The sequence below is a fragment of the Desulfovibrio piger ATCC 29098 genome, from assembly GCF_000156375.1.
GTDB lineage: Bacteria > Desulfobacterota > Desulfovibrionia > Desulfovibrionales > Desulfovibrionaceae > Desulfovibrio > Desulfovibrio piger.
Map to the genome: position 1 here is coordinate 152,966 of NZ_DS996355.1, position 18,434 is coordinate 171,399.

Consider the following 18,434-nt stretch of genomic DNA (forward strand, 5'->3'; position numbering starts at 1 on the left):
TATGGCCCAACCACAGACCAGAATGACTAGGCAACGTGCTGTCATCCTTGAAGAACTGAGAAAAGTCAAAACACACCCCACAGCGGATGAGCTGTACAGCATCGTCCGTGAGCGCCTGCCCCGCATCAGCCTCGGCACGGTATACCGTAACCTCGATTTCCTGGCGGATACCGGCGAGATCCGCAGGCTCGAAGCAGCAGGGACGACCAAACGATTCGATGGCGATATTTCCTGGCATCAGCATGTGCGCTGCATCCATTGCGGGCGCATTGGTGATGTCATGCAACCCCTGCCGGTACCCTCTGTGGCAGGCATGCAGGTGGAAGGTTTTTATTCCATCGTCGATTCCCGCGTGGAATTTGACGGGATTTGTGAAGCCTGCGCCGCCAAGGGCTTGAAGTAAGCACAACTTTCGGGACGGATATTTTCCGTCCCGATCCTTCAAAGGAGATTGCTATGGCTGAAGCTCAGGATATGTGGCGTTGCCAGATGGTGAATTGCGGTTATGTCTACGATCCGGATCGTGGTGACAAACGCCACAAGATCCCTGCCGGTACCAAATTCGAAGACCTTCCCGATGACTGGCGCTGTCCGGTCTGTGGCGCGGCAAAGAAAAGTTTCCGTCGCCTCTCGGAAGAAAATTAGCATTCAGGCAAGGACGCTCCTTGGGGCGTCCTTTTTTATTATGAGCTGCACTGATCCGTGCAGACAGGGAATGTAGAGCACCCGGTACACGGGTGCTTTTTGTTGGGGCAAGCGGTGCGTCTGCCGGACGCGCATCGAAAAAACACTGTTCTGCGCTGCTCTGATCTTGGTGCCGGACTGCGCGGCGATAGAAGTGATGCGGGGAGTGCGGGCGAACAGGTGTTCTGTTCTGCGCGGTCCCGCTGACTGCATCTGTCATCCCTGCCCTTCGTTCGGGTATCCGTTGTCCTGCCCGGACAGGGCCGCAAAGAGATGCTTGCGTAGCCTGACTGTTTTGGTATCTTCAAAAAATACCTTGTTTCAGCAACAGACTGGTGCGCATGAAATATCTACCATCCCAGATCATGACCTTTCTGCACGAGCGCGGCGCAAAGCATAATATGATCGTGCTGCGGCGCTTTTTCATTACCTTGTGCATCATGATCGCCGCCTATAGCGTCATTTTCCACTGGCTCATGGAATATGAGGGGAAGGAACATTCCTGGATCACCGGGGTCTACTGGACACTGACGGTCATGTCCACGCTCGGTTTCGGGGACATCACCTTTTCTTCGGATCCGGGCCGCATTTTTTCCATCATCGTGCTCATGTCGGGCGTGATCTTTTTCCTGATCATGATGCCCTTTACCTTCATCCAGCACTTTTATATGCCGTGGCTGGAAAGCCAGAAAAAGGACATGGTGCCGCGCCGTCTGCCTGCCGGGATCAGGGGGCATGTGCTGATCGCCGGGAGCGGGCCCATCACCCTCAACCTGGCGGACGACCTGGCGCGCCACGGCATCCGGCGCGTGCTGCTGTGCAATGATCCCCAGACCGGCCTCGACCTGCTCGACCAGGGCTACGAAGTGGCCGCCGGTGACCATGACGACGTGAAGACCTACCAGAAATTACACGCCGATACGGCGGCCATGCTGGTGGTCATGGATACGGACATCCGCAGCACCAACATCGTCTTCTCGGCCCGTGAAGCCGCGCCACAGGTGGTCATCGCCGCGGGGGTGGAAAACCCCGACGCTACGGACATCCTGCGCCTGGCAGGGTGCAACAGGGTGTTCCAGTTCCACAATGTTTTGGGTGAGGCCATGGCCCGACGGGTGGTCCGCTCGTCCCAGCGGGCCAGCATCATGGGCCGCTTCGGCCGTCTGGTGGTGGCGGAAGCCCCGGTGATGCACAGCAGTTTAGCCGGCAAGACCCTGCTGGACTGCAGTCTGCGCGAACGGACGGGCATCAACGTGGTCGGTGTCTGGGATCGCGGTGCTTTCCAGCTGCCCGGGCCGCATACCATGTTCACGGAGAGCAGCGTGCTGGTGGTGGCCGGTACGGAAAAGCAGGTGCGGGCGTTCGACCGCCTGATCAGTGAGCCGGAAAAGGCAGAGATGGAAAGCGCGCCCGTGGTCATCCTGGGCGGCGGCAGGGTGGGGCTTGCCGTGGCGCGGAACCTGGCACGCCGCAAGATCCCGGCGGTGATCGTGGACCGGCAGCCGCACATCAATTCCGGTGCCATCCCCCATGTGCACGGGGACGCCGCGGATCTCGCCGTCCTGGAAAAGGCCGGCATCCGCAAGACGCGCACCATCATCATCACCACCCATGACGATGACGCCAACATTTATCTGACTATCTACAGCCGTCGTCTGCGGCCGGATGCCCAGATCCTTTGCCGAGCATCGCTGGACCGTAACGTCAACGGCCTGCACAGTGCCGGTGCGGACCAGGTACTTTCCCTGGCTTCGCTGGTGAGCAACAGCATCATCAATCTGCTGGCCCCGGACAAGATGATGATGCTGAACGAACGCCTGCTCGTCTTCCGCTATACCATCCGGGGACAGCTGCAGGGCAAGAGCCTGATGGAATGCGGCATCCGTAACAAGACCAAGTGCAGCGTGCTGGCCGTGCGCGACCATACCGGCACCATGCACGTCAACCCCGATCCGGGCTACGTGTTCGAATTGGGGGATGCCCTGTATCTCATCGGTGACTCGGAAGCCGAGGAACGCTTCCGCGAACGGTATGGCATCGACAGCAATCTGGCCTGTGCCGATGCTGATTTGAGCTGAGGCGTCGCAGCAGCTCAGGCATTCGCAGCCACGGTATGCGGCCATCTGCTATCACAAAGGGAGGGAGATCCGTCTGCCTCCCTTTTTTGCGGCCTGATCTTCGGAAACGGACAGGATGATCTTCGCGTGGCTTTTGCGCCGACTGCCGGGAGCGCGTGTTTCGTCCTGCCGCAGAAGGGAGACGGGGGGATGAAAACATCTGGAGAAACAGGCAGGAGCAGCTTGCCCTTGAGAGGGTTAGCCCTGCAGGAACTGCAAGACTTCCTTGTCGTCTTCCACGACCTCGAAGGCCGATTGCAGGGAGGCTGGCAGGCGGGAAGGTCTGCCGGTCGCCATATCGATATAGATCCAGACCGTGGCCGCTTCGGCCAGGACGCTGCGGTCGGCGGCACGCCAGAACAGATAGCGGCGCAGGCTCTGGCGGGAGGCCAGTTCGGCCACCCAGGTGGCGGCGGTGATGACGTCTCCGGCAAGGGCAGGGCGTTTGTAGGTGATGGTGTGCTGCCGGACGACCCAGCCGTGCCCTTCCGCGTCGTAGCGTTCCACGCCCCAGCCCTGGACAGTGGAGTGGTTGATGGCCAGGTCCTGCATCCACTGGACATAGCACAGGTTGCTGACGCGGTTCTGGATGTCGATATGCTGGGGAGCGACGATGATTTCCTGGGTGAAGATGCGCATGGTTCCTCCTTGGCAGACCGGTACAGCCCGCCTTGCAGGACGCAGCATATACCTGTCCACGGGGAAAGGCCATGTGCCTTTCCCCTGCTTCCGCTGCCTGCCGGAGAGATTTAGCTTGTCTGTCCTGCCGCCCCGGCGTAGAGGGGAAACAGGACATGTGTTCGGGACAGGAGGGAAGGACCATCATGGTGCAGCGCATGACCATGGCGTGGATACAATGGTTGGGATGTGCGGGCTTGCTCCTGCTGCTGTCGGGGCCGGTCCTGGCCGCGGAAGGCATGCTGGAGATCCTGGCGGCCGGCGACGTGCTGCTGGGCGGCCGGATGCTCGAAGCGCCCCAGGCGGGAGAACTTTTCGGGCCCCTGACCCGTCAGCGTCTGGGACAGGCGGACATCTTCCTGTGGAATTGCGAGATCGCCGGTCTTTCTTCCGTCTCCAAACAGAATACCTTCGTCTTCCATGCCGACGGTCTGCTGTTCCCCCAGATGGCGTTTGCCAATGGAGCCGCCTGTACCGCCAATAACCATGTGTTCGACGGGCTGGAAGAGGGCGCGGCCAATCTGCTGACCGTGCTGGAGGGTGCCCGTATCCGCCACAACGGCCTGCATGATCGCGGCACCTTTGCGCCACTTTCTCTCTTGCCGCAACGGGATCCTCCGGTCTACCTGCTGACGGGCTCGCCCATGTCGCAGATCGGCAGCGGTCCCCGGATCGTCACACTGTCCTATCCCCAGCTGCTGGAGACCGTGCGGGCGTTGCGTGCCCGGGAACCGGAAGCCTGGATCATCCTGTATTCCCATGACGGGGATGAAGGTTTCTCCGAAGCTTCGGAGCGCCAGCGGCTTTGGGCGGGCTGGTTCGCCGCCGCCGGGGCAGACATCATCCTTTTTGCCCACAGTCATTGCTATGGCGGGTTCGAGACCCTGGAAGCCACGCCACGAAAGACTTTTGTGGCCTGGGGACTGGGGAATTTCTTGTTCGGCGGCAACAGAGGCTGGCGGAGCCGGAACGATGTGCGCCTGCTGTCCATCCGTCTCGACACGGTCACAGGTCAAAAATCCGCCTGCTGGCTGTACGGGAAAACCAAAAACTGGCAGTTTTCCCTGTACCGCATGGATGAGGGCGTGCTGCGGCAGGTGCAGAATCTGGGGGCCAGGGTTGCCGCCATCATCGCACAGCCTCCGGCGGAAGGAAGCGGGCAGGATGCGAAGAAGGCTGATGAAGGATTCGGACTAAAATCGATCTTCCTGTTCTGGAAAAATCTTTAGGCGCTGAAGATCCCCGGGGAACGGACAAGACCCGCATCCGGGATGGGCGAGTCGCAAACAGAGCGTCCGCCCGGCTACACCGGCCAGCTACATGGGAAACGGGCGGCAGGCGCTGGCAGCTGCGGAGCAAACGACGTCGTCCTGGCAGTGCCGGGCACAAGAGGCTTGCCCTGTTCCAGCGTACGAGATGCGGCAGGTTGCCGGACTGTCGTCCATTTCCTGTCTGGCTGTCCGGGGCCGGTTATCCTTTGACAAAAGAAGAAGGGGCGGCAGGGTATTCCTGCCGCCCCTTCATTTGACAGGAAGCGGGGGTGCCTCCTGCCCGGGGGAGGGCATGGCATCGGGCCGTCTAGGAGGTGGGGATCACTTGGCGCTTTCGTTGGTCGGGAAAGCGAAGTTGTCCTGGTAGTATCGGGTCACAGGGTGCTTGTACTGCTCCAGCGGCACGGGGACGCGGAAGAATTCCGGCTTGCTGGCCGCATCCTTGCGCAGGCAGAGCCAGGCCAGCTGGGAATCGTCGCGCACGGGGTAATCTTCCCGGTAGTGGCCCGCACGGGTCTCCTTGCGTTCCAGAGAGGCCCGGACGTACATTTCACTGACAAAGGCCACGCCGCGGGTCTCATGCAGTTTGAGCAGGTAATGGGGATCCGCCGCCGCCATGCGCGGCAGATCTTCTTCCCGAATGCGCTCCAGTTCCTTGAGCGCGGCCTGCAGGCTGCATTCGTTCTTGAGGATGGAGACCCCGTAGGGGAAGACCGTTTTCTGGATGGAGGTCAGCACTTCCTTGGGCGTGAGACCTTCCTTGCCCAGAGGAGCGAACAGGGCCTGCTGGCGGGCGGTGATCTCCGCATCGGACAGGTCGCTCTTGACTTCCGGCAGCGTCTGGAGCAGACGGGCCGCGTTCTCGCCGGCCATGTGGCCCAGCACGGACGTGGTCATCAGGGCGAAACCGCCGGCGTAGACACCGGGCTCGGTGGCACGGGCCGTACCGGCAGCCAGCAGACCTTCCAGATTGGTGTTGCCCCAGGCGTCGGCCCGCAGGCCACCGTACGAAACGGTCATCTGGGGCACCCATTCCGTGGAATCCCGGAACAGGTCCAGCCCCAGGGCGGAAAGCTTGTCGTAATTCAGCTTCTGCCAGCCGTTCTGGGGGCGCAGCAGGATGAGGTTCTCCTGCTGGATGCGGCTCAGGTCAAAGGTGATGGGGCCGCGACCGGCCCGAATCTCCATGGCCATGGCCATGGTGGTGTAATGGGGGTCGGTATTGGATCCCAGCACGGGGGAGTAGCGCTCCATGAAGGGCTCGCCTTCGGCATTGACGAAGCGCGCCCCCAGGGGCATCAGCACGGTCTGGCCTTCCCAGCCGAAAAGGCGGGGCATGTTCCAGACGCGGGCAAATTCCAGGTTCTGCAGGACGGCACCGGCCTCATAGGTCATCTGCATGGTCTCGCCGGTGGGCGTGTTCTTGCCGTACGAGGTCTTCCAGCCGCCCATGCCGCTGGCGGCAATGACCACCCGGGCGTCGAAGCGGTAGAAATCACCGTTGATGGTGTCGAAGCCCAGGGCGCCGCATACGCGGCCGTCCTGCTGCAACAGCTCGGTGAGCAGGATGCGTCCCACCCGCTCCACGGAGCGCTGCTTGAGCTGGCGCACGATGTTCTTGACCATCAGTTCGCCGCCGCGGCCCTTGAGCTGGGCCGGATACAGCTTCACATGCTCCAGTCCCCGCTGGGGGACGTATTTCATGCTGCCGTCTTCTTTTTTGAAAAACTCGCAGCCGAGGATCTCTTCCATGAGGTCCTGGTCGCAGAGGCCGTCGAAATAATAGATGAAATCCTGGACCCATTCATCCACGTTGTCCGGAGGGAGGACGGCTTCAAAATCGCCGCCCGCCATGGTCATCAGGCCGCCCCAGTCGCGGGGGCCCTTGTCCACGATGCAGATGCGGGCTTCGGGAGCCAGTTCGGAGCAGCGGTAGGCGGCCCACAGGCCGGCGGAACCGCCGCCCATGATCAGGACGTCCGTAGTGATATGATGCATGTTCATCTTACAGTCCTCCGCCCAGGGCCTTGGGGATATCGGGGAAAACAGGCGGCAGTTCTTCGCGGAACGGGTGCACGAAGATGGCGCCTGACGGACACAGCCGTTCACAGATGTAGCAGGTCATACAGTCGTCGGCATAGGCGATGAAGGCCTTGCCGTCCTCACCGAGCCGCAGGGCGTCCAGAGGACACTTTTCCACGCAGGCGCCGCAGCCGATACAGATAGCGGCATCGATTCTTTCGATCATGATCTTTCCTTTGGGCACGGCCGCAGTGGAGGTGCAGCCGTGCCCGTGTTCAGGAGGGCTGGCTAGAAAGAGTAGATGAACAGCACGCTTACGTTCCAGGCGTCGCGGATATCGCGATGGTCGCCGCCGGTCAGGCTCTGGCCCCAGACGTCATCCGACTTGTCCAGCCACAGGGCGATGTAGCTGGCTTCGAGGTTGACCTGCAGGTTGTCATAGATCTTGTATTCGTTGAGCAGGCCGAACTCCAGGGCGTAGTCACGCGTGGTAAGGTACAGGTTCTCGCGGCCGACCTTGGTGGTGCCTTCGGGATTGTTGGGAGCCATCCACTGATTGGTACGCTCGTGGTACTTCTTCAGGATGCCGGGGTCGTTGGTACCGCCGAGCAGGCTGATGTGGAAAGTGTGCTTGAGGTCTTCCAGGAAGCTCATGTCCTTCAGGCGGAAGCCCACGCCCCAGGTGCCCACCAGGTTGTTGCCGATGACGCGGTCACGTTCGAGGCCATTGATGTCCGGGCCCATGAAGGTGCCGGAGAAGCTGCAGGGACCGTAGTCGTTGCTGATGGTGGGCAGGCGTTCGGAACCGTTGCCCACGTTGTCGTCGTCACCGGAGCTGTACCAGCCGAACAGGCCCAGCTTGGTCCAGTCCAGATTGTATTCCAGCAGCAGGCCGGCCAGCCAGCCGGAGCGGTTCAGGGAGCCGTCGTCATAGGTCACATTACCGTACGAGAAGTCCCAGGCGATGCGGAAGGGATCCCACTTGGTGATCTCGCCGCTCAGGCCGCCCCACCAGGCGGTGCCGTAGGCATTGAGTTTTTCCTTGTGGCTCAGCAGGTCGGCACGCAGGGGGAACAGGCCACTCAGGGCATAGCCGCCGTTGACGCCGTTGATCTTGTTGCCGACGTAGGCATAGTTCTTGGAGCTGTCATTGCGGAACGTGTTGGAACCGATGGAGGCGAACATGCCCCAGGGGGTCAGCTTGACGCCGTCAAAGGTCAGGGGCACCATCAGGCCGGCCATGTCCATGTTGTCCATGAAATTCTTCTGGTCGCCGTCGGCATCGCCCACATAGTTGTCGTTGTACGGACGGGCCCAGAAGGCCGTCATGGCAGCGTTCTCATTGAAGACGTAGCTGGCGGTGATGGCGGCCACGTCGGACTGGAAGACGGTGGGGCCGCCCATGGCCATGTAGGGCAGACCGATGCCCTGGATACCCATGCGCAGCTTGAGGTCCGTATTGGGCACGCGCCAGTCGATAAAGGCTCTTTTGAGCTTCACGATGGATGCGTCGGCGCCCAGGGCCATACCGCCCTGGGGATTGTCGGCCTTGCCCCAGATGGACTTGCCGATTTCAAAGTAGACCTGACCGGAAAGGTTTTCGTCAGCCACGGCGTCGATGACCAGACGGACACGGGAGCGGGCCTCGAACTCGTCTTCGCTCGGGTCATAGCCGGTATGCCCGCCATTGGTGAAGTTGCCGTTCTGACCATACTGGAAACTCGCCAGCCATACCCCCTTGGCCTTGAAGTCTACAGCGTGGCTTGCCTGGGCGGCTCCCGTCACCATGGCTGCTGCCAGCAGCAGACACCAGATCTTTTTCATAATCCTTCCTCCAGAGAGACAGTAGTTTTTGGGCAAAGCCCGGAAACTTGGGTGCAGAAGCAGACCCGGAGGCCGAAAGGGGGCCTCAGGGGGTCTGGTGCAATCTTAAAAAGGGCGGATCATGCGATCCGCCCTTTCCATCATGCTAGACTTGCATAAACAGGGGGAATGTGAAGCCGATGGCGCTGCAGGGGCAGCTGGTGCGGCAGTTGGCGCAGTGCCAGCACTCTTCGCCATGGACCATTTCGGGCCGTTCCGCTTCCTGGTAAGGACGCATCTCCAGCACATAGCCGGGGCAGTCCTCGACGCAGGTACCGCAGGCCTTGCAGTGGCCGCAGTGGAAGCAGCGGGCGGCTTCCTTTTGGGCCTGTTCGATGGTCAGACCCAGGTTGAGTTCGGCAAAAGCCTTGGTACAGGCATTTTCGGCTTCCTTTTCGGAAGGAACGCTCTCATACTGGGCGATGCCGTAGATGTCGGCGTACTGCACCACATAGGGAGCGGTGTCGCTGCCCATGGCGTCGCAGTCTTCGATCATGTTTTCTTCGTTCAGGGCGTAGACGCGGCTGCTGGTGCCGGTCAGCATCTGGTGCACGGCAAAGGCGGCGCGGCGGCCGTCGCCCACGGCACGGGCGATGGAGGCGGGGCCGGCGGACACGTCGCCGGCGGCGAAGACACCGGCCTTGGAGGTGCGCTGGCTTTCGTCGACCTTGATCCAGTTGCGGGGGGTCAGTTCCAGACCACCGGCGTTTTCACCCAGGAAAGCCAGGTCGGTCTTCATGCCCACGGCAAAGATCACGGTGTCGCATTCCAGGACATGCTCGCCACCAGGCACGGCTTCCAGGGTCAGCTTGCCCTTTTCGTCAAAGTGGCAGTCCTTGACTTCGAAGTAGTCCACGCCGGTGACCTTGTCGCCTTCGGTGCGGATGGCGGACATGGTGCAGGAATTGTGCACATGCACGCCTTCCTTGGCGGCCAGTTCCAGGTCTTCGGCAGGAGCACGCATCTCGCCGGCCTTTTCCAGGCAGATCACATGGACGTTCTCGGCGCCGAGGCGGCGGGCGGTGAAGGCGCAGTCGAAGGCCACGCCGCCGCCACCCATGATGACGACGTTCTTGCCGATCTTGCCGGTGTTCTGGCCCAGAGCGGCGGCACGCAGGAATTCCACGGCCTTGACGGCCTTTTCGGCGCCGGGGATGGGCAGGCTGTTTTCAGCGGGCACACCGGTGGCCACGATGACGGCATCGTAGCGGGCGGAGATCTCTTCCATGGTGATGTCCACACCCACGCGGGTGTTGACGCAGGCGCGCACGCCAGCTTCCAGCACCAGGCCCACTTCGCGGTCAACCACATCGCGGGGCAGACGGAAGTTCGGCACGCCGTAGCGGGGCACGCCGCCCAGCAGGGGCTCGGCTTCATAGATGGTGACTTCGTGGCCCAGCAGGGCCAGGAAGTAGGCGGCCGTCAGGCCGGCAGGGCCGCCGCCGATGACGGCGGCTTTCTTGCCGGTGGCGGGACGACGCTTGAAGAAGACGTGGCCGCGTTCGGCAAAAGTCTCGGCAGCGCGTTCCAGAGCGCGGATGTTCAGGCAGCCGTCCATTTCCTTACGGTTGCAGGCATCCATGCAGAAGTGGGGGCAGACGCGGCCGGTGATGCCCGGGAAGGGGTTCTTGGCACGCAGGTAGCGCAGGGCTTCGGTGAACTGGCCTTTTTCGATGAGCGAGTTCATCTTCTGGATGGAGTTGCCGATGGGGCAGGAAGTTTCGCAGGGCGAAGTGCGGAACTGCTCTTTCAGCTGGGCGCCCAGCACGACGGGGCGCGTTATTTCACGGCTATATCTCGGGGGCATGATTACAAACTCCTTGGAAAGTGCATGAGGATGCCGCGGGCATTACAGCAGCGGCGCCTTGCCCCACTGGAAACGGGGGCCGTCTTCACCGCGGATCAGCAGCAGCGGCTTGGCCATGTCGGGATTCAGCTCGGGGTAGTCCCGCAGCTTGTAGACACAGCGGCCGGTCTCCTTGCGTTCCATGGTGGCCTGGATGGCCAGTTCACAGACCGTCAGGATGTCGCGGGATTCGTGGCAGCGCATGAGGTCGCGCAGGGTGTCGGCGTGCAGGCGGTCGGCCTGGCCGGACAGGAAGCGGATCTTTTCCAGGGCGCGGGCCATGCCGGCCATGGAGCGGCGGAAGCCCATGTAGTAGTTCATGACGTTCCGGGTAGCCTGTTCGATCTCCTTGTAGCTGACGCCTTCGTCGGCGGGCACCTGCATGGGGGCGAACACGTCCTTCTTGACGCTGGCGGCCAGATCTTCATTGATCTTGCCGGCTTCGGTGATACCGGCGGCACGCATGCCGGCCTGGCGACCGGCCTCGTAGCCACCGCACATGGCGCCGGAGCAGTACAGGAAGATACTGCCGCAGAAGAGGTTGGGCACGGTGGTCTCGAAGGTGTCGTTGACGGCGATGGTGCCGCCGAAGATCAGCTCGCCGATCTCCACTTCCAGCAGCTTGTGCTGGAAGTCGGTGCCGGTGCAGTCGGCCCAGTCACCGAAGGTGGCCTTGTCGCCGGGCATGAGCACATACTGCAGTTCATGCACGACATCCTTGTCCACGTGGCGCATGTCCATGTAGAATGGCGGGCCGGAACCCTCCATCTGTTCCTGGAAGGTGCCCTGGATCTGGTTGTTGCGCACGCCGTTTTCCATCATGGGGTCGTACTTGCCCATGAAGCGTTCGCCAAGGGCGTTGATCTCGTGCGCACCGGAGCTGTTGATGCCGTTCATGCCGGGGCAGCCGTAGCCCTTGGGCAGCATGGTGGCACGCTGATAAGTGTCCAGTTCGGTCACGGCGGCGCCCACATCATAGCCCAGCACCACACCGGCGCTGGTATTATAGGGGTACATCCAGACGTTGAAGGGATTGTGGGTGGAGTTATCCGTGCCGCGCGTGGCCGAACGACCCTGGGCCGAAACAACGGTCTTGGCGCGAACCAGCACGAATTCGCCGGTGCGGACATTCCAACCCAGCGCACCGCAGGCCTTGCCGTTGTCGGTGAGGATCTTGACCGCCATGACGTTGTCGAGCGTATTGATGCCGGCATCACGCACGATGCGGGCCATGGCGCGTTTGATGGTCATGCCGTTGGCGATATGGACCCACCAGCGGCCGGGCTGACCAAAACCCTGGGTGCGCAGGTAGGTGCCGTCAGCCTTCTTGCTGAACTGCACACCAGCCTTGCCCAGCACATCCAGAAAATATTTCATGTGGGCGTACCAGCCGTTCTGCAGCATGGCGGGCGACCAGCCGTTGAGGGGCTTGGCGTAGAACTTGACGAGATCTTCCACGGTATCGTGGGCTTCGCCGGGCTCATCCAGGACGGCCATGTAGTGGTCATTGCCGCCGCCGATACAGCCGGAGCTTTCCAGCTTGCCCTTGTCCATCAGCACTACGTCGAGGCCCTGGTCACGCGCGCCGAGCGCCGCACCACAGCCCGAAGCACCGGAGCCGATCACGAGCACGTCGGTTTCCACCAATGTGCCGAGAGGGTGTTTGGTCATCTTCATAACGATATCCTGGTTGTGATTTTTAGCGGACAGTCATCGCCGGGCCGGTCGGGCAATCCTCAGTGGCTGGCCCAGCGTTTGTGAATAAAAAATCATGCGAAACGCCTGTATTGTCAAATCAATAAAAATCAAATATCGTTTCAATAAATCAAACATTGGAGGACGTGATGATCCCGGAGTTGAATGGTGATTTTCTTCAATGGTTACGAGGGTTTTATTATGTCGCCAAAACAGGGAGCGTGCGCAGGGCCGCGGAGCTGATGCACAGGAACCCCTCAACGATCAGCTATCAGCTGCGTTCGCTGGAGACCGAGCTCAACACGGTCCTCTTCGACAGGTACAAAAAAAGCCTTCAGATTACGCCTGAAGGCAAAAAATTGCTGGGCTGGACCATCACGACCTTTGAGACCCTGCAAAGCATGCGCTCCGCCGTCGGGACCACGGACGGCCATCTGCAGGGCGACATCTTCCTGGGGGCGACCCTGCCGGTGGCCATCATGGCCGTGGACGCCATCGCCGCCTTCCGTGCGGAGAATCCCCAGGTCAACATCCGCATCCAGCGCGCCCTTTCCTCCGAGATCGTCCAGGCGGTCAAGGAATCCCGCCTTGATTTCGGCCTCACGGGCATGACGGCCCTGCCCAAGCTGGACACCATGGAGATCCTGATAAAGGCCCGACCTTTGCTCGTCATGCGCAAGGACAGCATGTGGGACATCCCGCCCATCCCCACGGAAGCGGATCTGGAGCGCCTGCCGTTCGTCGTTTTTCAGACATCGCTGGAAGAAAGCGAGCAGCCGACGCCGACCCTGCAGTATGCGGCACGCCGTCTGCAAAAGAACACCGTCATCAGCGTCAACAACTATCACCTCATCATGCAGTTCGTCCGTTGCGACGTCGGGGTGGCCATCATGGACGAGCTGTGTTACCGGGCGACCATGTTCGGTTCGGACTGGAGCTCCATCGTCAGCTGTCCTCTGGACCATCTGCTGCCCAACGTGCTGTACGGCATCCTTGTGCGCAGGCACAAGCATATCAGCCCCCAGGCGCAGGCCCTGATGGATGCCCTGCGGCGGCATTTCATCGAGCTTGCGGCCCAGCCCCTTGGCCCCACCTTGCTTGCCGGACAGACGCAAAAAGGCGGACAGCCCAAGGCTGCCCGCCCGCGTAGGAAGGCCTCGTCCCGCAAGGGAGATTAGAAGATGGCCTTGCCCACGACGATCGTGATGGCCGCGGTGACCAGATAGGACATGAGGATAACGGCAGGCGCCGTCTTCCAGATGGCCTTGGAATCCGACCACTCGTTGCCGTGCAGCAGGGCCGCACTGGCGCTGGCGGCAGGCGTGAGGAAGGCAAAGTGCACGCCCATGACCACCATGATCAGCGGAAGTTCGGGGCTGACGTTGGCCGCCTGGCAGTAGCTGTAGATGATGGGCATCAGGGCCACACCCACGGCGCCGTTGTTCATGACCTGGGTCAGCAGGGTAGCGGCAAGGCCCAGGAACAGGGCAAAGGTCAGCGGGGTGCCGCCGGAGATGATGGGATCAAGCGCCATCATCAGGAAGGGCGTGATGCCGCTTTCAGGCTTGGCCATGGCACCGGACAGGGGCTGCACGAAGGCCAGCAGCACGATGCCCCAGGTGACGCCGGAGTCCACCATGACCTTGAAGTTCAGCAGGGCCTTGCCTTCCACCTTGATGGCCGCCATGACCGTCACCAGCAGGATGACGATGCCGGTATTGCCGATGCCCTTGAGGAAGCGGGTCAGGAAGAAGTCCTTGGGCATGAAGTTGGGGGCCAGCAGCAGGATGACCAGCAGGAACAGGAAGGCCAGGATGACCTTCTGCACGCGGGAAAGGACCAGGCTGCCGTCCTTGTCCAGCTTGCTCACATACAGATGGACGAGCTTGCTCATGTCGGGACGGAAGATGTACTTGCCCATGACGATGAAGAGCAGCGAGCACACGGCGCAGATGAGCAGGGCGATGAGCATGTACTTGGCGTAGTCGATGCCCACACCGGACATGGTCTCATAGGCGCTGAACACGGTCAGGGCCGCTTGCTTGAAGGGGATGAGGGACATGCCCACCTGGGCGGCGAACACGATGCCGAACACCATCATGGTGGGGTAGCCGTCGCCCTTCTTGAAGCCGCAGACTTCACAGACACCGTAGAGGATGCTCCAGCCGATGATGGCGGCCGGAGAGGCGCTGGTCAGGCCGCCGAGGATGAAGATGGAGCCCAGGAAGGTGTAGGTGAAGACCCAGGGACGCCCGGCAACGAACTTGCGGGTGATGAACCACAGGGAAATGAACTTGGACAAGCCATAATGGCTGATGGTGGCGCAGAAGACGAAGATAAAGAACATCATCTGGACAACAGGGTCACCAAAGCTCTTGTTGAGCAGCATCATGGGCTTCATGCCGCCGATGAGCATCAGGGCCAGCAGACCGGCCAGACTGGGCCAGACGATCTCGATACAGACCCAGCCGTAGAGCACGCCCAGGAAAATACCGATAAGATTCATCCCCAGGGGCGTCAGCGGTTCCACGGGCGGTAGCTGGCCAAAGCCGAACATGATGAGCAGACAGACGACAGCGTGCAGATAATAGGCAGGCGCCGAGAAGCGCTTGGGGGTGGATTCTTTTCCAGCCATGATAAGTTCCTTCTTGAGAGATCGCTACATACCGCCGCAAAGGCGGCTGTTCCTTCGGTCATCCAATACAGGAGGGGACATGTCTGTCCGCAATACCATGCGCCCCACCATTTTCTCCCTGTATGGCCGTTGCCCGCAGCCATTATGTGAAAAAGTTATCATGTCAGGGGTACTGTTTTGTCAATTCAATAAAAAAATATTTTTGTTTGATAATTTTAAACAAAAATATCAACTTGAAATAAGAAAATATAATTATTCTGGCGTATTATATATTTTATGAAACAAATTTCCCGCTATTCCAGAAAATTGGATGCTATCAGGGGCATGATCTGCCAGAGAAAAATGGTGGCCGGACAGAATGCTGTTTTTTAATATGTTAAATTTATTTGATAAAATTTTATCATATAAATCGTGAGAGGAACACGGTGCCTGCGTGCGATCGTCGGAAAAACGCAGGTAAGCGGCTGTGTAAAAAAGAACAATTGACAGCGGCTGTCAGTCCCGGCATAAGGGGCGGCATCGTGTGTGTCCCTCAGCACACAAGGGAGGAAACATGTCTTATTTTGCAGCCCGGCAGGCCCAGACGACATTGTCCTGTCCTGAATGCGATCACAAACTGGAAATCGCGCGTACCTGCTACGAGGCCTTCATGCGCTGCCCGTTCTGCGGCAAGCGGTTCCCGCTGGAACAGTTCATCAGCCAGGCAGATGAAGCCATGGAACGCTTCCTCGAAGGCCTGTACTTCGACCGCATCTAGGCGTGAACCGGCATCAGAGGGCAGCTCTTTTACTTGTGCTGGCGCTATCCGGCGCCGTGCATGCAATTATCCTGCTGTGCGCCGGTGTGGGTATGCTGCTGGCAGGATGATGCATCGGTCTTGTCGCCAGGAGGAGAGCCCGGCTTTCCCGGAGGACAAAAACAGCCCGCATGGAGAACGGACCATGCGGGCTGTTTTTATATCTGCAGAGAGAGGACGGATCAGTAGAGGGTGGGCAGGCCCAGGATGGCACGGGCGGACACGGCCACCTGCATCATGACCTGGGAGATGTCTTTGACGGCCTGCATGTTCTTGGACGCCACCCGCGGCATCACAAGGATCTGGTCCCCGGGCCGGATGTTGTCGCCGTCATGGCTCACCGAGCCGTTGGGATGCATGACCAGCACCGTATCCTGGTCCGCACGGCTGTTATAGCCGCCGGCGCCCTTGATATAATCGTCCAGATCCTTTTTTTTGCTCCAGAGCATGGCCTGGGGCATCATGACTTCACCGCTGACGAGGACCACGTCGCTCTTGGCCGGGATGACGATGACATCGCCATCTTCCAGCGTGATGTCGCCGATCTTCTGGCCGTCGCTCAGGACGACGACGCCTTCAGGCTCCACAGCCTTGGCCCGTTCCACGAATTTGGCGATCATTTCCGCTTCCTTGGCGCGGATCTGGGATTCCTCCGTACTGGCCGAAGAGGCGGTGAGGGCGGATTCCTCCAGACGGCGCAGGCTGTCGGCGATGGCTTTTTTCTGGCGGGCGGCCACGCTCTTGCGCTTGATGTACATGCCGTTCAGATCCGCGCGCCCCTGTTCGACGGCGATGAAGTTGCGCACTTCATCCAGGCGTGCCCCGCGACGCACGGGAAAACGGGTGGCACCACGCACGGCGCCCTGCACCGTGACCGTGATGGTATTGCCCGCGGCATCCGCCAGCAGCTCGATGGTGTCACCGTCCGCCAGTTGCAGGCTGGCCAGTTCCCCAAGGGGCAGATAGGTATTGTAGGGTTTGCCGTTGCGGACACCCTTGATGGCGATATGCGAGGCGCTGCTGTCGGGGTCCACCAGTTTCAGCAGGCTGGCCCCCGAGGTATTGCCTTCCGGCAGCTCGAAACGGGCGCTGGTGCGCACTTTGCCCGTCACGGTGACCGTGGGCCCCTTGTCGGGAACGACGATGATGTCGCCGTTCTGGAAGCGGATGGGCGGCATGCTGCCTTCACGGATGAAGGGATACAGGTCCACCGTGGTCACGACCTGATCGTTGCGGCGGACCTGGATGTTCCTGTAGCTGCCCCTCCCGGCGTCGATGCCGCCTGCCTTGTCCAGATAACTCAACAGGGGATCGGCTGCCGAACCGCTGTAGCGGCCGGGCTTGGGCACGTTGCCGGTGACGAACAGGGTGATGGGCTGCGCATCCATGGGAGCCAGATAGATCTGGCTGTCGGCATGGCCGGAGGCCGCCAGCTTGCTGCGCAGGGCATCCTGCAATTTGTCCTGGGCCAGGCCGGTCACGTTGAGCTGACCGACCTCGGGAATGTCCAGCTGGCCCGCAGGACTGACTTCAAGGACGGTATCCACATTGAGGCTCCCGCCCCACAGACGCAGGACGACCCTGTCGCCCGGAGCCATGGCGCCGGCGGCAGCCCCCTGACCGAAGTTGCCCTGAAAAAGGTTGGCCCCGTAAGGTGCCGGAGCGTCAGCGGCGTAGGCGGCCTGCGGCAGGAGCAACAGGCACAGCAACAAAAGAAAGACAGGATTTTTCATGGTGCAGATCCGGGCTTATTCCTTGCCCTCTTCCGTCTGGGAAGCCGTCACGACAGCGGGGCTCATGCCCTGGCCCCAGACGCGGGGCGCCAGCCGCCACTGGCCCTGGGCATTGCGGCAGGCAACGATGATCTCGGCTTCATTGAGATGGTTGCGGACAGTGGCACGCTTGCATTCTTCACCGGCGGCGGAGAAGAAGCTGTCTTCCATGCTCACGCGCACATCCGTCCCGAAGGCGGGATCGGAAAGGGTGGTGATGTCACCGGGCACGGCATTGGCCATAAAATTTTCCACAGGACTGGGCTTGTACTCGGGCGTTTCAGGGGAATCTCCCAGCAGGCCGCAGCCATTGAGGGCCAGACAGGCCGTCAACATGAGGAGGGTGGAAAGACGTTTCATGAGTTCTCCTGGAGAGGGAAGGCCGGAAGCGGAGCGCGTTCGTCAGCCCTGGACAGGCTGATGCACGGTGTCCGTCATCCGGGGTGAAAAGGGCAGGGGAAGCTCCAGATCGATGAAGCGTTCCCGCACGGTGGCTTCCGGGATATGGATGGCGAGTTGCTTCAGGTCCTCCGGAGCGAGCGTTACAAGCCAGTCCACGGCCTCGCGAGCCATGACGAGCCAGCGGTCCAGCGGCAGGAAAAGGACCGCCGGGCAGATCTTGTACAGATAAAGGCCCGTTTCGAGCAGGACCAGCGGGAACAGGCTGCAGGCCACGGGGCGCCGCTGCCGTGGCAGAAGACAACCTTCCGGACCGCAGGATTTGCACCCCCTGTCGTCCAGGCAGGCCGTATCAGGGGCAAGCAGAAAAAAATCCCTGTCCAGATGGGCATGCTGCTGTGAGGGCAGCAGCTTCATGGGGAAAGGGGTCGCGCAGTCCTGCGGGCCGCAACAGTACCGGCAGTCCCGGCAATACTCATTGCTCAGGATACCCTGATCGAAATGCACATCCCGTTGCAGAGGAAAACGCTGGCGCCATTGCTGCCAGTAATGCCAAGAGCTTTTTTGCATGGAGATCCTCCGGCAGTTTCGGCTGTGCCGGAACAAAAATGTCGATTATCCCGATGCGGAGCATCTGTCAAATATCACTCTATCAA

The 18,434-nt window shown here is 60.7% G+C and carries 17 protein-coding genes; 7 read left to right on the top strand and 10 right to left on the bottom strand.

Annotated features, from left to right (window positions below):
- Position 1 precedes the first annotated feature (1 nt).
- The 3 genes from DESPIG_RS04005 (at position 2) to DESPIG_RS04020 (ending at position 2,762) form a co-directional block, all read left to right on the top strand.
- The gene (locus tag DESPIG_RS04005) at positions 2–403 is read left to right on the top strand and encodes a Fur family transcriptional regulator (RefSeq protein WP_040369377.1); all 402 of its coding nucleotides are present in this window, start codon (positions 2–4) and stop codon (positions 401–403) included.
- 53 nt (positions 404–456) lie between these two features.
- Entirely contained in the window at positions 457–645 is a 189-nt protein-coding gene (locus tag DESPIG_RS04010) for a rubredoxin (RefSeq protein WP_006005317.1), read from the top strand.
- Between the two features lie 380 nt (positions 646–1,025).
- Positions 1,026–2,762 (top strand): potassium channel family protein, encoded by a 1,737-nt coding sequence (locus DESPIG_RS04020; protein ID WP_006005320.1) that lies wholly within the window; start codon positions 1,026–1,028, stop codon positions 2,760–2,762.
- 237 nt (positions 2,763–2,999) lie between these two features.
- Here the strand turns inward: DESPIG_RS04020 and DESPIG_RS04025 are convergent, their stop codons facing one another.
- A complete protein-coding gene (locus DESPIG_RS04025; protein WP_006005322.1) occupies positions 3,000–3,440 on the bottom strand; it encodes an acyl-CoA thioesterase in 441 nt (146 codons plus the stop codon).
- 185 nt (positions 3,441–3,625) lie between these two features.
- Here DESPIG_RS04025 and DESPIG_RS04030 point away from each other — a divergent pair, with 185 nt between their 5' ends.
- The gene (locus DESPIG_RS04030; protein ID WP_040369251.1) at positions 3,626–4,708 is read left to right on the top strand and encodes a CapA family protein; all 1,083 of its coding nucleotides are present in this window, start codon (positions 3,626–3,628) and stop codon (positions 4,706–4,708) included.
- A 363-nt stretch (positions 4,709–5,071) separates the two neighbouring features.
- Here DESPIG_RS04030 and DESPIG_RS04035 read toward each other — a convergent pair whose 3' ends face one another.
- The 5 genes from DESPIG_RS04035 to DESPIG_RS04055 form a co-directional block, all read right to left on the bottom strand.
- Positions 5,072–6,754: an FAD-dependent oxidoreductase gene (locus DESPIG_RS04035; RefSeq protein ID WP_006005328.1), complete on the bottom strand. Its 1,683-nt coding sequence runs from the start codon at positions 6,752–6,754 to the stop codon at positions 5,072–5,074.
- A gap of 1 nt (position 6,755) precedes the next feature.
- Positions 6,756–6,998 carry a 4Fe-4S dicluster domain-containing protein gene (locus tag DESPIG_RS04040; protein ID WP_006005330.1) on the bottom strand — a complete coding sequence of 81 codons (243 nt, stop codon included), beginning with the start codon at positions 6,996–6,998 and terminating at the stop codon, positions 6,756–6,758.
- A gap of 62 nt (positions 6,999–7,060) precedes the next feature.
- On the bottom strand, positions 7,061–8,596 hold the full coding sequence (locus DESPIG_RS04045) for an outer membrane homotrimeric porin (protein WP_006005332.1): 1,536 nt from the start codon (positions 8,594–8,596) through the stop codon (positions 7,061–7,063).
- A 145-nt stretch (positions 8,597–8,741) separates the two neighbouring features.
- Complete coding sequence (locus DESPIG_RS04050) at positions 8,742–10,442, bottom strand: FAD-dependent oxidoreductase (RefSeq protein ID WP_006005334.1); 1,701 nt, start codon at positions 10,440–10,442, stop codon at positions 8,742–8,744.
- Positions 10,443–10,484: 42 nt separating this feature from the next.
- A complete protein-coding gene (locus DESPIG_RS04055; protein ID WP_006005336.1) occupies positions 10,485–12,158 on the bottom strand; it encodes an FAD-binding protein in 1,674 nt (557 codons plus the stop codon).
- A 167-nt stretch (positions 12,159–12,325) separates the two neighbouring features.
- On the opposite strand from DESPIG_RS04055, the gene DESPIG_RS04060 reads away from it, so the two are divergent.
- Complete coding sequence (locus tag DESPIG_RS04060) at positions 12,326–13,354, top strand: LysR family transcriptional regulator (protein WP_006005341.1); 1,029 nt, start codon at positions 12,326–12,328, stop codon at positions 13,352–13,354.
- Here DESPIG_RS04060 and DESPIG_RS04065 read toward each other — a convergent pair.
- On the bottom strand, positions 13,351–14,811 hold the full coding sequence (locus tag DESPIG_RS04065) for an SLC13 family permease (protein ID WP_006005343.1): 1,461 nt from the start codon (positions 14,809–14,811) through the stop codon (positions 13,351–13,353). The two genes, DESPIG_RS04060 and DESPIG_RS04065, sit on opposite strands and share 4 nt — an antisense overlap.
- Before the next feature lie 79 nt (positions 14,812–14,890).
- Between DESPIG_RS04065 and DESPIG_RS13605 the strand changes: the two genes are divergently transcribed.
- Complete coding sequence (locus DESPIG_RS13605; RefSeq protein WP_006005345.1) at positions 14,891–15,091, top strand: hypothetical protein; 201 nt, start codon at positions 14,891–14,893, stop codon at positions 15,089–15,091.
- Between the two features lie 273 nt (positions 15,092–15,364).
- Entirely contained in the window at positions 15,365–15,568 is a 204-nt protein-coding gene (locus tag DESPIG_RS04070; RefSeq protein ID WP_006005347.1) for a dual CXXC motif small (seleno)protein, read from the top strand.
- A 221-nt stretch (positions 15,569–15,789) separates the two neighbouring features.
- On the opposite strand, the gene DESPIG_RS04075 is transcribed toward DESPIG_RS04070, so the two are convergent.
- From DESPIG_RS04075 to DESPIG_RS04085, 3 genes are read right to left on the bottom strand one after another with little or no spacing between them, the layout of a single operon-like run.
- On the bottom strand, positions 15,790–17,340 hold the full coding sequence (locus DESPIG_RS04075; protein WP_006005348.1) for a polysaccharide biosynthesis/export family protein: 1,551 nt from the start codon (positions 17,338–17,340) through the stop codon (positions 15,790–15,792).
- A 15-nt stretch (positions 17,341–17,355) separates the two neighbouring features.
- Positions 17,356–17,739: a DVU3141 family protein gene (locus DESPIG_RS04080; RefSeq protein ID WP_006005350.1), complete on the bottom strand. Its 384-nt coding sequence runs from the start codon at positions 17,737–17,739 to the stop codon at positions 17,356–17,358.
- 42 nt (positions 17,740–17,781) lie between these two features.
- Positions 17,782–18,348, bottom strand: a complete 567-nt coding sequence (locus DESPIG_RS04085) for a hypothetical protein (RefSeq protein WP_050760261.1) — start codon at positions 18,346–18,348, stop codon at positions 17,782–17,784.
- Positions 18,349–18,434: the final 86 nt, after the last annotated feature.

Bases quoted from the DNA above. Each gene is read 5' to 3' on its own strand.
- DESPIG_RS04005 (WP_040369377.1), top strand. From the start codon at position 2: ATGGCCCAACCACAGACCAGAATGACTAGGCAACGTGCTGTCATCCTT.
- DESPIG_RS04010 (WP_006005317.1), top strand. From the start codon at position 457: ATGGCTGAAGCTCAGGATATGTGGCGTTGCCAGATGGTGAATTGCGGT.
- DESPIG_RS04020 (WP_006005320.1), top strand. From the start codon at position 1,026: ATGAAATATCTACCATCCCAGATCATGACCTTTCTGCACGAGCGCGGC.
- DESPIG_RS04025 (WP_006005322.1), bottom strand. From the start codon at position 3,440: ATGCGCATCTTCACCCAGGAAATCATCGTCGCTCCCCAGCATATCGAC.
- DESPIG_RS04030 (WP_040369251.1), top strand. From the start codon at position 3,626: ATGGTGCAGCGCATGACCATGGCGTGGATACAATGGTTGGGATGTGCG.
- DESPIG_RS04035 (WP_006005328.1), bottom strand. From the start codon at position 6,754: ATGAACATGCATCATATCACTACGGACGTCCTGATCATGGGCGGCGGT.
- DESPIG_RS04040 (WP_006005330.1), bottom strand. From the start codon at position 6,998: ATGATCGAAAGAATCGATGCCGCTATCTGTATCGGCTGCGGCGCCTGC.
- DESPIG_RS04045 (WP_006005332.1), bottom strand. From the start codon at position 8,596: ATGAAAAAGATCTGGTGTCTGCTGCTGGCAGCAGCCATGGTGACGGGA.
- DESPIG_RS04050 (WP_006005334.1), bottom strand. From the start codon at position 10,442: ATGCCCCCGAGATATAGCCGTGAAATAACGCGCCCCGTCGTGCTGGGC.
- DESPIG_RS04055 (WP_006005336.1), bottom strand. From the start codon at position 12,158: ATGAAGATGACCAAACACCCTCTCGGCACATTGGTGGAAACCGACGTG.
- DESPIG_RS04060 (WP_006005341.1), top strand. From the start codon at position 12,326: ATGATCCCGGAGTTGAATGGTGATTTTCTTCAATGGTTACGAGGGTTT.
- DESPIG_RS04065 (WP_006005343.1), bottom strand. From the start codon at position 14,811: ATGGCTGGAAAAGAATCCACCCCCAAGCGCTTCTCGGCGCCTGCCTAT.
- DESPIG_RS13605 (WP_006005345.1), top strand. From the start codon at position 14,891: ATGTCTGTCCGCAATACCATGCGCCCCACCATTTTCTCCCTGTATGGC.
- DESPIG_RS04070 (WP_006005347.1), top strand. From the start codon at position 15,365: ATGTCTTATTTTGCAGCCCGGCAGGCCCAGACGACATTGTCCTGTCCT.
- DESPIG_RS04075 (WP_006005348.1), bottom strand. From the start codon at position 17,340: ATGAAAAATCCTGTCTTTCTTTTGTTGCTGTGCCTGTTGCTCCTGCCG.
- DESPIG_RS04080 (WP_006005350.1), bottom strand. From the start codon at position 17,739: ATGAAACGTCTTTCCACCCTCCTCATGTTGACGGCCTGTCTGGCCCTC.
- DESPIG_RS04085 (WP_050760261.1), bottom strand. From the start codon at position 18,348: ATGCAAAAAAGCTCTTGGCATTACTGGCAGCAATGGCGCCAGCGTTTT.